We start from the raw sequence: 14167 nt of genomic DNA on the forward strand, positions 1-14167 counted from the left end.
GTCAGACCCTGAGGGATCCCCGATTTTTCTTACGAAAAATCAAGAAGTTGGAGTTATTGAAGAAGCCTGCATGAGTCGGCAACTTGGTTTGCACCACACAAAAACAAGATCCCAAACCCATGCAGGCCATCCGATTTTTACACAGAGCGCTCGCTCAAGCACTGCCTTCAATCCACTCTCGTCGCCTGACAACACTGATGAGTTGTGTCAGTTCGTTACTGCAAGGCCGCCGCCTGACGCTGACAGCGCTCGGACGTTTTATGCCAGGTCAGGCATTCCCAAAACATGCAATCAAGCGGGTTGATCGGTTACTGGGCAATCAACACCTAAGAGCAGAGCGTCCGCTGTTCTACTGGGTGATCCTGCGGGCATTGCTGGGGTCGGTGAAGCACCCATTAATCTTGGTTGACTGGTCCCGAATTGATGCTCCCGGCAACGCTTTTTTGTTGAGGGCCGCGATACCTCTAGCGGGACGCTCATTCCCTATTTATGAAAGTGTTCATGAACGCGAGGGCTGCCCCAAATATCAAAACCGCCTGCTCAAAACACTGGCTGAACTACTGCCCGATGGATGTGTTCCAGTGATGGTTACTGATGCAGGTTTCCGGCGCCCATGGATGAAAGCAGTGGCCGCACAGGGCTGGTACTACGTGGCTCGTATACGAAATCGGGAGCTTTATCGTGGCGACGAAAATGAGTGGCTGCCCGTGCAAAATCTCTATGCTTTGGCCACTTCGTCACCCAAGTCGCTTGGTCGGGTCGAGATGACGCGTAGCGCTCCGCACTTGATCAATTTGTACTGTGTGCGACATTCAGCCAAGGGCCGAAAGCATCAACGAGTGACTGGCTCAATCGCCAAAAGTAAGCTCAGCCGACAGTCAGCCAGGCGTGAACGGGAGCCCTGGTTACTTGCCAGCAATTTGAGGCAAGACGAATGGAATCCAGCAAAAATAGTGGCGATCTATAAGCGCCGTATGCAGATCGAAGAAGGCTTTCGAGATGTAAAAAGTGAGCACTTGGGATTAGGCCTGAATCTGCATCGAAGCCACTGTCCAAAGCGCATTGAGGTGTTGTTGTTGATTGCTGCTTTGGCCAACTACCTTCTGTTTTTAACGGGGCTGCAGGCACGAGAACGCGGCTTGGAGCGACGCTACCAAAGCAACAGCATCAAAGAAAAGCGAGTGCTTTCATTGTGGCGACTAGGCTTGGAATACTGGCGAAGCTGCACAGATTTTGGAGGACGAGAACACTTGGAAATATTGGAGCGGACTCTGCGTGATGAGGTGCGCCATCAAGCGCAGAGCTTAGGGTGAATTTGTGGGGATTCCTCAGGGTCTGACCCCATTTTTCCCTAAACATCACTTACTAAAAAGCTAGCTGCCGATAGTACTAACTCAGAATCCTCTGACTCATAAATGGCGCCAATCACTTCGTTAATCATCGAAATATCTGGTGTACTTATAACTTTAATATTAGTAGTCATAGTGTTTTCCAGATGCGTCGTTAAAGTGGGGCCCTCGATTTTGTGAGTTACCTGAACCGAAATCATGCCCCCCCGCATCATCACGGATCCTCACTGTTTTGATACCGCCGCCTGGAGCTGGAACCTCAAATTCATAGATTTTCCCCGGTTGAGGGTTACCCCGCCTGTCGACATTTGACAAGACCCGACTAGGTTGCTGACTAGGAAAAATAGGGGTCAGACCACGTTTAGTGCTCCGCCAGAAGAATAGTGGTCTGACCCCATTTTTCCCCGCTTTACTATTTCGCACACCAATCTGGGTGTTATGACCGAGGACCGACTCGCCAAAGGTCTTCGGAAGTGTAGAAGCTGCTTGACCTCCAATCGTGGCAGTGCCTTCTGGACCTTTTTATTCGTGCTCTCGCCTAGAGTATACAAATCCACTAATCGGATCTAAATCTCGCTTAGCACCCGCCGCATGCACGCACTGGATATCAATTTTGTTGATCGCCTGCTCTTTCCCTCCCAGTGCATCTAAATTTGTAGCTACAACCTCCAGGCTCTCCAAATCAAAGTCTGTTGGCTGACGATCAAGATAGTATCGAATTAACACAAAACCACCATCATGATATCCGACGGCGATGGCTCTAATATTAGGGTATATCTCGCCAAGTAGCGCAATGCGGAAGCACGCCACGAGCCAATCCGGCAATTTTTTCGCGAATAGCATCTTAGTTCCTCGCATCTGGAACAATATGGGCACCATTTTTCCCATAGTGGACTTGACCTTTGGTTACAGGCTGCCCTGTCCGTCCGTCAATACCTATCGGTCTTCCAAAATCCACAATCGGGTTACCACGAGCCCCGGAACCAACAATCGGATATTTACCACTGTGGACTCCACCTAAAAGTTCAGCCGGGTCGACGCCATTATTAAAATAACTACGTCCTTCCTCAAAGTTATTGTGGCCTTTGATATGTTTCCCCTGCTGTCCTGCATGGATATTTGTCGGAAGATCGTTGGGAACAGGCAGTTTGCCTGTCGCTTTTGCACCGACGCCACCTCCACCCGGCCTCATACCTCCAAGCGACGCGCCTAGTAATGTACCAGCAGCAGCGTCCCAGAATGAAGACTGGTCACCATCCCGCAATGCCGCCAGTTCCGTTGCTATCGTTAACGTCGCCGAGGTGTTATTGCTGATGATAATTGCCGCAATCGTAGTGGCTTCACTGGTATGACCTTGTGCATAGAGCGATTTGGCCAACTCACGCAGCTTGGGCTCATCCGCGATTAAACGATTTGATACTGCATCACATGCAGCGGGAGCAGCTTGGCAAACCGACCGCAGCTCCGCGTCTCTAGCTCCGTCAAGTTGCGCGTAGCGGGCACGCACCTCGTTTTTTTCAGCCTCGGTTTTCTTGCTAGCAACCTCCTCAGTCATCTCCTCCACTTCCTGGTGAAACAGGTAGTTGTACTGTGTCGCACTACCCGCCACCCATGCGCCCGTTTGCAGACTTTCAGCATCAGCACCGCCCTGTACCGATGCAGCAAGTACACCGACCACCTGCGAATTCATGACCAGTAAACGTTTCTTCTGGTCATCGGGCATGTCGGCGTAGTTCTTGTAAAGGCTATCTACCAATGCCTCATTCACGCCAGCTGCCAGGGCGCCCGTGCGGAAATCCCCTCCCGAGGCCTCGGCCGCCAACCCGCCCATCACTGCATGTAGCCCGATCTTGGCGATGCCCCCATCGGCCAAGTGACCTCTTGTGGTATCGCCAATCAGGTTGAAACCGTAGGCCGCGAATGCATTGGCCAAGCTATTTTGCAACGCATCACCCAGGCGGCCCTCCCCTCCGAGCGCTCGATCCAGCAATACGGACGTACCGTTTTGCAGTACCTGGTTAGTCGTGAACTGCCCCACGCCTTGCCAAGTGCTCAACGGACTCACGGTCGCAACCGCACCTGAGTTGGATAGTGCAGTGGAAGTGCCGGTCTGAGTGCCGGTCCATTTGTCATATACACCAGCAGTCAAGCCAGCCGTTACACCGGATACTACATAGCCCCTCATCGCATCGCTGGAAGTGACATCCTTGAAGACGGTGCTCAGGTTGCCCCGGTTATTGATGGCGCTGATCGTAGCGTTACTCGCCATGCCACCCGCTATGACGCTGCCCGCAGCATTGGCCCAGCCTGCAGCAGACACGGCGGTAGAAGCAGCCGTGGCACTAGCCATCGACGTCCCCACCCCCGTAGAGGCGATTACACCGCTGGCGGCCCCCATCGTGAAGTACGTAACAATGATCGCAATGATGATTTGTGCGCCGGCGCCTAAGCCTGAATTGCTATATTTGAAACTGTCGTGCAGTTCTTTAACCTGGCGCCAATCCACGTCTCCACGCTGCTCGGCCTCTTTTAACCAAGCCAGTTGCGGGTCGGCTTTAACCATTACATCAATCGTCTGGCTAACCGTATTCTGATCGATGTGTTTGATATCAATCTTCAAGCCATCGACGGCTTTGATCACGACGCTGCCTTCTGCAATCATCTGCGTCTGACGTAGCGTCTCGTCGGTATTCCCCTTACCCTTGGAGCTGGTCCAGGCGAGGTCACCCTTGCTCTTGGTGTGGCTCTCGTCGTGCAGATCCTTCACCGCCTCAAACGTCACCGCCCCACCACTGACAATCGCAATATCCCCGCCACTGTCGAGCTTCGCCGCTTGATACTTCTGATCCCCACCACTTTCCAGCGTCAGGTCACCCCCCGTCTTAATCTCGCTCCCGACATTCTTCACATCGGTCACTTCATCCCGCTGGGTCTTCTTGCTGCCCCAATTGCCCTTCTTGCTCATGTCATACAGCGAGTAGTGACTGTCTTGCGCGGCAAGCAGTTGCAGTTCGTTGTCGGCATGCACGTAGGCTTCGTTGCCTGCGCTGATTTTGCTCGCGACCAGGGTCAGGTCGGTGCCGGCCACGGCGATCAGGTCGCCGCCGGCTTTGAGTTCGGCGCTTTGTTGGGTGACGCTGTCCAGTTGGGTGGTGGTTTTGGTCTGGCCTTTTTTGCCTTTGGAGTAGTCGTGCTGTTCGTTGGCGGCAGCGGCCAGGGTCAGGTTTTCGCCGGCTTTGACGCTCAGGTCTTTGGCCGCGCTGACGGTGCTGGCGACCACGGCGATGTCGCGTCGGGCGTCGATGGCAAGGTTGCCGCCCACCTCCACGCTGGAGCCGTGTTGCAGCAGGGTTTGTTCAGTGCTTTTGACCCGGCGGCGCTGGTAGGCGGCGCTGTCTTCTTCGGTCTGGCTGGCGATCACTACGTCGCGGCCCGCGGTCACACTGGCGTTGCCGCCCGCTTTCAGCGTGCTGCCTACGTTGAGCACATCCCGGCCGGCGTTAAGCCTCAAGGTGTCGGTAGCTTCGAAGCGCGAGGCATCGCTGGCCACGTCGTCGCGCAGTTGGAATCGCTCGCCGTCACGCTTGAAGGTGGTGACGGTGCGCTCGTTGATGATGTCGCCGGTCACGGCCGTGGCGCTGATGTCGCGGCCGGTGATGATGCCGCCACGGCTGTTGCGGATCGAGTCGGTGGCGAGCATTTCCAGGCGGTTGCCGGCTTGCATCAGGCCGCTGTTGTCGATGTTGCCCGCGACCATGCTCAGGTTGTTGGTGGCGCGCAGGGTGCCGCTGTTGTGCAGGTCGCCACCGCTGATCAGGCTTACGTCCTGGCCCTGGATCAGCGCGCCGTTGGGGGCCAGGCGGTTGTTGGCCTGGGCCAGGTAAAGCACGGGGGTCAGGACTTTCTCGCCGTTGACCTCGGCCTCTTCCATCCAGACGATGTCGTGGGTCAGCGCCGCCACTTGCTCGGCGGTCAGCGACACGCCGAGTTGCAGGTTGAGCGAGTCCTTGTAGGAGATGGCGTTGTCCATCAGGTAGCGGAACAGCGCGTCGTCGCTGGCGAGGCCGTTGATGTAGCGCTGGCCGGTACGCGCCACCACGGCTTCGCGGATCAGGCGCTGCTCGTAGAGGCCGTCGCCCAGGCGCTTCCAACTGGCGTCAGGGTTGTAGCCGAGTTTGCCGAGCAGGTAGTCGGAACTCATGAACTGCTTGAGGTCAGTGAGCGCCGGGTTGGTTTCGATCAGGTATTTGTGGCTGTTATCCACCGGGGCAATGTCCGGCACACCCTGTACGCGGGTGACCGAAGGCGCGCGGCTGTCCAGCACCCGCGGGCCCTGGCCAGTGACCGCGCCGCTGACCGGCTGGCCATCGAGGCTGAAGCCGCGTTCTTGCACGGCGCTGTAGTCGAGGGTTTTCTCGCGCTCGGCGGCGCTGACCACTCGCCCGTTCACGCTGAAGTCACCGCTACCGGTGGCGGTTTTACCCGCTGCGCCGGCCTTTGCGGCCTGGCCGCTGAGGCGGAACAAGCCGTTCTGACTGGTCGGCAAACTGAAGCCAGGCAAGGTCACCGGGTTGACCTGACGCTGGGCCAGGTCCGGCGGCAGTTGCGCAGTGATCGCCGGTTTGACCGTGGAGGCAAACACGTCGGAGTTGGTGTTGCGGTTTTGCGCCGGCGTATTGATATCCGTGGCGTTGGCGCGGATCACGCTGTTGTTGATTTGCTGCGTGGCGTTAACGGTGACGGAACCGGCCGCCTGAATAACAGCGGGGGCAATCACACGTCCGGCGGTGGCGACGACATAACTGGAGTCGTTGTAGAAGTTACCGATCCCGTCTCTCAGCTTGGCGATGGTCATTTCGCCGGGACGGTAGTCGGCCGAGTTGGGGTTGTTGTAGAGGTTGAACTGATCCCTGCGAGTGATAAACGTGTTGTAGACGCTGTCGTTGCGGGTATAGAACTCCGAGTCGAAGTGGCGATCTTCGCCACCTGCTGCGCCTGTGTTGTTCAGTACACCAGTATCGATCTGGATATTGCCCGCAGCCGAGATTGAGCTGTAGAGGTTGTCGACGGTTTGCGCGCCAACGGTCAGGCCTGCACCCGATGAGATATACGCCGTGGGGGAACTGCCGGTGACGACGTCCTCGTAGCGCTCAACCGAGCGGAAGTGCACTTCACAGCCCTTGCCGTCACAGAAGTCGTCGTAGTAGGTGTCGAAGCTGCCCGACACCAGTTTCATTTCGGTGCTGAACTGGTCGCGGCGGTTGCTCAGGGTGTCGGCCAGCAAACGCATGTTGCCGGTGCTTTCCAGGGTGCCGGAGACGTTTTCGATCAGGACGCTGCGCCCGTTGGCGTCGTCGCGAGCAATGTCCAGGCCGCCCAGGCTGTAGACGTCGCCATAGCGGTTGCTGAAATCATTGACGCGCAACGTCATGTCGTTGCCGCTGAAGACCAGGCCCTTGTCGTTGAGCAGGTGAGTGGCGTTCAGGCGGACCTTTCCAGCGCCGCCCAGGGTGCCGTAGTTGTTCAAGGTGGTGGCGTTGACGGTCAGGTCGCCGATGGCGGTCAGGCGCCCGCGATTGTTCAGGGTGGTGCTGTTGACCTGGGTAAGTTCACCGCCGGCAATGCGTGCGTTATCGCCCAGGTCCATGCGGGCGCTGGTGAGGCTCATGGCGCCCAGGCTGCTGATGCGGCCGTTGCCGCTGTAGCCACCGGTCAGTGTCAGGTTGAGGGTGCCATCGCTGGCCAGCAGGCCTTCGTTGGTCCAGGTGCCGCCGATGCCGGTCAGGCTTTGTGCGCCCAGCAACTGGCCGCTGGCGGTCTGGGTGAACTCGCCGATGTCGAGGTTCAGGCGTGCGGCCTGAATTACGCTGCTGTTGGTCCACTTGGCGGCCGTGATGTCCAGCTGGCCGCTGGTGATGAAGCTGCCGCCGGCACGGGTGACCTGGTCGGACGTCAGGTCGAATGTGCCGCTGCCGGTGTGCACGATGCGCCCGCCGTTGTTGTCCAGGCTGGCCGCTTGCAGGTCGAGCGCTTCGTTGGCGCTTTCCAGCGCACCGAGGCGGTTATCGAACACCCCCAGTGTGCTGATGCGGGTGGAACCGGTGCGGCCCATGGCCCGCAGCGTGCCGCCCACGTTGCTGATGGTTTGCGCGGTGAGGCCCAGGGTGTCGTCGCTTTCGATCAGGCCAAAGCGGTTGCTCAGGGCGCCTGTCAGGCCGAAGTCGATGGTGCGCGCGCCGACCTTGCCGCCATTGCCGCCATTGCCGGCAGCCGTGCCCTGGTTATCGAAATCCTGGGCCGTGACCTTGAGCAAGGTGTCGGCATACACACCGCCACCCTGGTTATTCAAGGTGCTGGTGACGATACGGTTTTCACCGCCCAGGGCCGAGAGGTGCCCCAGTTGGTTGAGCAAGCCGCCGTTGGCGGTGATGTCCAGCGATTGCGCCTGGGTGATCCCGCTGCCGTTGTCGAACAGGCCGCTGACCAGTTTGATCCAGCCCTTGCTGCTGTTGAGTATGCCGCCGGCGGTGTTGACCACACTGGCGGTTTGCAGGTCCAGGTTGCCACTGAGGCTGTCGACCCGGCCGCCCTGGTTGTTCAGGGCGCCACTCAAACGTAGCCGGTTATCGACTTGGCTTTGCAGCGTGCCTTTCTGGTTATTCAGGGTACGGGCGGCCAGATCGAGCTTGCCCTTCTGGCTGAAAATCAGGCCGTCCTGCTGGTTGTTGACGTCACCGGCCAACAGCTTGATCACCAGGTCTTTCTGGCTGGCGAGGGTGCCTTTGTCGCGGTTATCCAGATCGTCGGCGAGGGTCAGGTCGAGCCGGTCCTGGCTGACCAGTTGGCCGCCCCGGTTGTCCAGGCTCGACGCGTTCAGCAGCAGGGCTGCGCCACTGGCCAGACGGGCGTTGTTGGCGTTGATCAGCGCACCGCTGAGGGTGCCTTCCAGGGTGCCCTGGCTGATCAGTTGACCGGCGCTGTTGTCCAGACTTTGGCCAACCAGGGTGATGTTGGCAGCACTGATCTGGCCGCCACGGTTGAGGATTTCACTCTGGGCATGGTTGAAGCCCAGGTGTTGACCGGCGGAAATCAAGCCGCCGTTGCTGTTGTCCAGGCGCCCGGCGACGGTAAGGCTGACATCCGCCTGGCCTGAGATGATCCCTTGATCATTGTTCAGGCCGGCCGCGCTGATGGTTTGCTTGCCCTGACTGACCAGGGCACCTGCCGCGTGGTTATCCAGCGTGCCGGTGAGCGTGGTGAGCAGGGTACCGCTCTTGCTCGACAACGTGCCCTCGGCGCTGTTGTCCAGGCTGCCCCCGACGACCGTCAGGCCATTCCAGCCGGAGATCAAACCCTTGTCAGCGTTGACCACGGCATCCGCTTCGAGACGCAATTGATCGGCACTGAGGATGACCCCGCGACCACCGTTATCAATGCGCTTGGCGGCCACGCTGAACGCCGCCTGGCTGGAGATTTCGCCTTGTTCACGGTTGGTCAGGTTGGCCAGGCGCGCGAAGGTCAACGGTCCATTGGCGCTGATCAAGCCCGCGCTGTTGTCCAGATCGCCGCCTTGCAGGTCGAGGCTCACGGCGCGTTCGCCGATCAAGCGGCCCTGGCGCTGGATCAGCTTCTGGACCGTGAGTTTCAAGTCGCCCTTGGACGAGATTTCTCCGCCCTGGCTTGAGTCCACACGCTGGCCTGCCAAGGTGAGATCGCTTTGGCTGTTGATCAGGCCCGCACTGTTGTCGAGATTGGCGACGGTCAGGTTCAAGGCGTGCTGGCTGCCGATTACGCCGCTGCGGTTATCCACGTCAGCTGCGGTGATTGTCAGGCTGCCATCGCTGACCAGTTGCCCGCCCTGGCGGTTATCCAGCGCGCCGGTGTTGAGCGTCTGCAGCGTGCCGCCCGAGAAGCGGCCCTTGTCGCTGTTGTTCAATGAGCCGGAGGTTGCAGTCAGCGCAGTGGCAGCAGAAATCAGCCCCTGGTTATGGTTGTCGAGAAGGCCTGTGACCTTCAGGTCCAGCGCGCCACGGCTGGCGAGGGCGCCACCGGCCTGGTTGTCCAGGCTATCGGCATCCACCTGCAAGAGGTGCTTGGCTGACAACACACCTTCGACGCTGTTATCCAGCGCCTTGGCGATGCGCACCTGAAGGCTGTCGCCACTGATGACTTTGCCGCCCCGGTTGTTCAGCGCGTCGGCCGTCAACAGGAAGGATTGGGTGCTGGAAATCTCGCCGCCCTGGCTGTTGTCGACGCTGCCCAGGTTGCTCAGCAGCAATTGGCCGGGGGTCGCAATCAGCCCGTGATCGCGGTTGATCAGTTGCCCATGGCTCAAGTCCAGATCGATGTGGGTATCGCTGACCAACTCGCCACGGTCATGCTGGTCGAGCCCGGTCAGGGTGGCCTTGACCGTGGACTTGGCAAAGATCGAACCTTGCTGGCTGTTGTCCAGTTGCCCGGCATTGAGGGTGATGCCGGCGTCACTGCTGATGCTGCCGCGCTGGCTGTTGTCCAACCCCGCGCTGCGCACGTCAACCTGTTGCTTGGCGCTGATCACACCGCCCTGGCTGTTGTTCAGCGCAGCGCTCACCAGGGTGGCCGTACCATCGGCCAGCAGCTTGCCCGCCTGATTGTTCAGTTGGCCGTCGGTTGTGATCGACAGCGCGTTGGCGGCGGACAGAATGCCGCCCTGGCGGTTGTCCAGCGTGCCAGCCTTCACCGTTAACGCGCCTTCACTGAGCAAGGTGCCTTGGTCATGGTTGAGCAGGTCACCGGTCAGGTTGATATTCAGGCCTTTCTGGCTGGTGATGCGGCCGCCCAAGCTGTTATCCAGTTGACCGCCGTTCAGTACGAGGCCCTCACGTCCCGCCAGCAGGCCTTTGCTCTGGTTGAGCAGGCGTTGCACGGTCAGGCTCAAGCCGCTGTCACCAATCACCTTGCCGGCGTTGTTGTTCAACTGGTCGGCCACCAGCAGCACCTTGGCCTGGCTGGAGATCTCGCCTTGCTGGTTGAGCACGGTTTGGCTGCGCAAATCAACGCCGTTGGTGGCGGCAATGAGACCGCCGTTGCGGTTGTCCACCGAGGTGCCGGCAAGGCTCAGCACGCCTTCACTGACCAACTCACCCGCTTGCTGGTTGAGCACGCCGACGGTGGCCTGCAGATCACCCTTGGCACTGATTCGACCGGCGCCGTTTTCCAGATGGTTGGCATTGAGCGTCAACCGGCTATCACTGCTCAGTTGGCCGCCATTGCTGTTGTCGACGCTGCCACCGGTCAGGGTCAATGCACCATCAGCGATCACTAGGCCGCCCTGGTTGGCCAGGGTATCGCCCTGCAGCGCCAGGGTGGTTTTACTCGATACCAGCCCAGCCTGAGCGTTGTTCAGTTGACCGACCCGAACCTGCTGGGCCCCTTGGCTGACCAGGTTGCCTTGATTGTGATTGTCGAGCAGCCCGGCGATGGTCGCGGTCAGGTTGCCCTGGCTGGCGACGGAGCCTTGGTCGCTGTTATCCAGGCTTGCGGCTTGCACCGTCAGCAGGCTGGTGGCGGAGAAAATCCCCAGGCGGTTATCAATGGCGCCGCTGGCGGTCACGTTGAGTTGGCTGCCCAGCAGTTTGCCGGAACGGTTATCCAGCGACGTGGCGCTAAGGGTGGTGTGCTGGGCGGAAATTTCGCCCGCCCGGTTGCTCAACGCCCCGGCCGTTACCTGGGTCTGTTCCTGGCTTGCGACCAAGCCGTTATCGTTGGTCAATTGCCCGGCGTTGAGCGTCAGGTTCTTGAGGCCTATTACTCGGCCGTTCCGGTTATCCAGAGCAGCCGTCACTGTGACGTCGGTGCTGTTATCACTGTGCACCAGGCCAGCCGCTCGGTTATCCAGGCCGGTGGCATTGACCTTGAGCGCGTCGGCCCCCAGAACCCGGCCGCCCCGGTTATCGAACTGGCCTGCGCTGGCCACGGTTTTCACACCGCTCAAGGTGCCGCCCTGGTTATCCAGGGTTTGTGCAGCGGCGACCGTCAGGGTGCGACTGGCAACCACGCTTTGGCTGTTTTTCAGGCTCGCCGCCGTCAGGTTGACGTCGCCGTTGGTATTGCGGCTTTCATCGGCATTCACGCCGGCCTCGATGATGCCGTTGTTGATCACCTGCCCGCTGCTGGTCAGGCTGATGCTGTCGCGCGCGGCGAAGCTTTTCTGGTTGCTCAAGCCTGTGGTGGTTTGCGCATCGATTCGGGTACCGGCATACACCGCGCCCGTGGCATCAAGCTGGTCGGCCTTGATCACCACCGCTTCGCTGGCCTTGGCATTGACCATGCTCAAGCGCCCGTTGGCATCAAGCTGGATATCCCCACCACTGGCCGCCAGGGTGCCATCGAGCTTCACGCCCACACCGGCTTCGGTGCCCACCAGTTTGATCGCGCCGGCGTACATGCCGCCCAGGGCCGACGAGTCGATCGCAAGCTCGGGTTTGGCGCTGCCGTCATCGGCGCGGGCGGTGGTTTTCAGGCTTTGTGCATCGACGTCGTTGCGCCCGGCGATGACGTTGAGTTCGCGGGCGTTGATTTGCGCGTTGATCCTGGCCGAGCGGGTGATGATGTCGAAGCGGTCGACGTTGCTGGCGTTCAGGCCTTCGCCATCGATGGTCACGGCGCCGCCATCGACCTGGTAGCTTTTCAACTGGCCGGTCGGGTCGATGACCGGCTTACCCGTGGTCAGGGTCACGTTGGGCGTATTGATAAAGCCGCAACCGCTGCACGTCACGCCGTACGGGTTGGCCACGATGACCTTGGCCGACTGCCCCGCCACTTCGGTATAACCGCGCAACTGACTGGCGCTGCCGCCGTTGACTTCGTTAAGAATGACGCTGGCCGCGCCGCCCTTGAGGTTGGGGTTGCCGACAATGATCCCGCCCAGTTGGGTGTTTTGCAGCGCGCCGTTGGCGTTGTTGAGAATCACGCCGTTGGGGCCGACGTTGTACTGCTGGAACTGGTTATGGGACAAGCCTGCGCCGTTCGGTGTGGCGATGTTCACCACCGGCACGCCATTGCCCGCCGCGCCCACCGTGGTACCTGGCGCACTGACCACGATGCCCTCGGCCTGGGCCAGCAGCGGCTGCCAGAACAGCGCGTTGGCGAGGATCAGCGCCAGCCCGCGTTTGGGCAGGCCGAAGAACGCGTTTCGCGGCTTCAGGGCGGCGGAAGGTTGGCGGGCCAGGAAGGCAAATTGTCGAACGTCCATTTTCAGTTTCTCGCTGCGGCGCAACGTTGAATTACAGGAACAAATCCAGGCGGAAGTAGATCGGCGCTTCGCGCTCGGTGACGACTCCGGGTTTTTCCAGCGAGTGGGCAAAGGTCACGCTGGTGCTGACGTTCTTGCCTCGGGCGAACAGCTCCAGGGAGTTGCTGGACACGCGGCCATGAACGTTGTCGTTGTAGCGGTCGTTGCGGATCACGCCCTGGTCGTAGCCGACGCTGGCGCCGTATTCGAAGAAGGCCGGGCGCATCCAGTCGAGGGTCACCGGGCGCGCCCAGCGCACTTCGTTGCGCCAGTAGCCGCCGCTGTCGCCGGTCAGCAACTGGTCCTTGAAACCGCGCACCGAAGCCGAGCCGCCGAGGCTCATGCGCTGGGGCGAGAACAGCGGGTCTTCACTGCGTTGACCGGTGGCCAGGCTGCTGAAGCTGAACGACTCGCCCCACAGACTGAACGGTTGCAGGTAGCTGACGGTGGCGGTGTATTTGCGGTAGCGCGAGTTCGGCTGGCGGCGGCCGAAGGCGTCGCGCTCTTCCTGGGACTGGGCGTCGAGCAGGCCGATGCCGTTTTGCATGCCCAGGTCCAGGTTGACGAAGGCTGTGCCGATACGCCGACCGTGGTTGACGCCCAGTTGCAGTTCGCTGAGGCGGTTGCTGCTAGGCGCGGTGCGCACGTCGAGGATGTAGTTGTTGGTGCGCAGGTGCGCGAGGCCGACGTTGACCGAGGTCTTGCTCACGTCATCGCGGTGGATGACCCGTTCGGCGCGCAGTTGGTGGTTCTGGTTGTCGCCGTCCTGCTTGTATTTGAAGTCGTCGGTCACGCCGAAGGTGCGGTAGTCGCTCTCGCTGTAGGTGTAGCTGAAGTTCCACCAGCCCCACGGCACGTTGTAATAGAGCATGGTGTTTTTCGAGGTTTTCTGGTGGTCGCTGATGGCGTCATGGCCGCCGCGCAGAATCAACTGGTCGCCCAGGCCCAGCGGGCTGTCCCATTCAAGGCCGGCGCCCCATTGCTGTTCGCCGGTGCTTTTCTGGCCGTCGTTATTGCGCGACAGGCTGGCGCGCCAGGGCTTTTGCGCGGTGTTCTTGACCACCACGTCGCTGCCGCCGACTTGCTTGCCGGGGGTCAGTTCCATCTGCGCCTGTTTGGACGGCAGACGGTTGAGCTGGTCCACCAGTTGCTCGATTTCACGCAGGTTCAGCGCTTCGCCGACCTTGCCGGGAAAGGCCATGGCCAGTTCGCGTTCGGTCACGGTGCTGCCTTCGGCGCTGCGCAAGGCTTCGAGCTTGCCTTCCACCACCAGCACTTGCAGGTGGCCGGTGGAGAGGTCTTGCTGCGGCAGGTAGGCGCGGCTGGTGACGCGGCCTTTGCCGAGGTAGTAGTCGGTGATGGCCTTGAGCAGGTCGTTGAGCTGGGACACGCCCAGGCATTGGCCGACATAGGGCTTGAGCAGGCGCTCGCGCTCGGAGGCCGGCAGGCTGTCGGCGCCTTTGAGTTCGATGTCTTTGATCGGGAAGCAACGGGTGTCGGCGGGCGCGGTGGGCGCCTCGGGTTTGGCCGCTTTGCCGGGCAGGTC

6 protein-coding genes are annotated in these 14167 nt (G+C 60.1%); 1 reads left to right on the top strand and 5 read right to left on the bottom strand.

Annotated features, from left to right (window positions below; all coding sequences use genetic code 11):
- Positions 1-119 precede the first annotated feature (119 nt).
- A complete protein-coding gene (locus tag BFP96_RS03900) occupies positions 120-1313 on the top strand; it encodes an IS4 family transposase (RefSeq protein ID WP_065935624.1) in 1194 nt (397 codons plus the stop codon).
- A gap of 38 nt (positions 1314-1351) precedes the next feature.
- Here BFP96_RS03900 and BFP96_RS31090 read toward each other — a convergent pair whose 3' ends face one another.
- From BFP96_RS31090 to BFP96_RS03915, 5 genes are all read right to left on the bottom strand, one after another.
- The gene (locus BFP96_RS31090) at positions 1352-1483 is read right to left on the bottom strand and encodes a hypothetical protein (RefSeq protein WP_256548765.1); all 132 of its coding nucleotides are present in this window, start codon (positions 1481-1483) and stop codon (positions 1352-1354) included.
- Entirely contained in the window at positions 1473-1772 is a 300-nt protein-coding gene (locus tag BFP96_RS31660; protein WP_371914760.1) for an HNH/endonuclease VII fold putative polymorphic toxin, read from the bottom strand. The genes BFP96_RS31090 and BFP96_RS31660 overlap by 11 nt, the downstream gene beginning before the upstream one ends.
- Before the next feature lie 99 nt (positions 1773-1871).
- Positions 1872-2192: a colicin gene (locus BFP96_RS03905; protein ID WP_065897918.1), complete on the bottom strand. Its 321-nt coding sequence runs from the start codon at positions 2190-2192 to the stop codon at positions 1872-1874.
- Position 2193: 1 nt separating this feature from the next.
- Complete coding sequence (locus BFP96_RS03910) at positions 2194-12582, bottom strand: two-partner secretion domain-containing protein (RefSeq protein WP_139113337.1); 10389 nt, start codon at positions 12580-12582, stop codon at positions 2194-2196.
- 31 nt (positions 12583-12613) lie between these two features.
- On the bottom strand, positions 12614-14167 hold a 1554-nt coding region (locus BFP96_RS03915; RefSeq protein ID WP_065935625.1), incomplete at its 5' end, for a ShlB/FhaC/HecB family hemolysin secretion/activation protein.

The sequence above is a fragment of the Pseudomonas sp. 34 E 7 genome (genome assembly GCF_900005715.1).
Classification (GTDB): Bacteria; Pseudomonadota; Gammaproteobacteria; order Pseudomonadales; family Pseudomonadaceae; genus Aquipseudomonas; species Aquipseudomonas orientalis_A.

What these genes read in the sequence shown, in the direction of transcription:
- BFP96_RS03900 (WP_065935624.1), top strand. Translation starts at nt 120, where the DNA reads ATGCAGGCCATCCGATTTTTACACAGAGCGCTCGCTCAAGCACTGCCT.
- BFP96_RS31090 (WP_256548765.1), bottom strand. Translation starts at nt 1,483, where the DNA reads ATGACTACTAATATTAAAGTTATAAGTACACCAGATATTTCGATGATT.
- BFP96_RS03905 (WP_065897918.1), bottom strand. Translation starts at nt 2,192, where the DNA reads ATGCTATTCGCGAAAAAATTGCCGGATTGGCTCGTGGCGTGCTTCCGC.
- BFP96_RS03910 (WP_139113337.1), bottom strand. Translation starts at nt 12,582, where the DNA reads ATGGACGTTCGACAATTTGCCTTCCTGGCCCGCCAACCTTCCGCCGCC.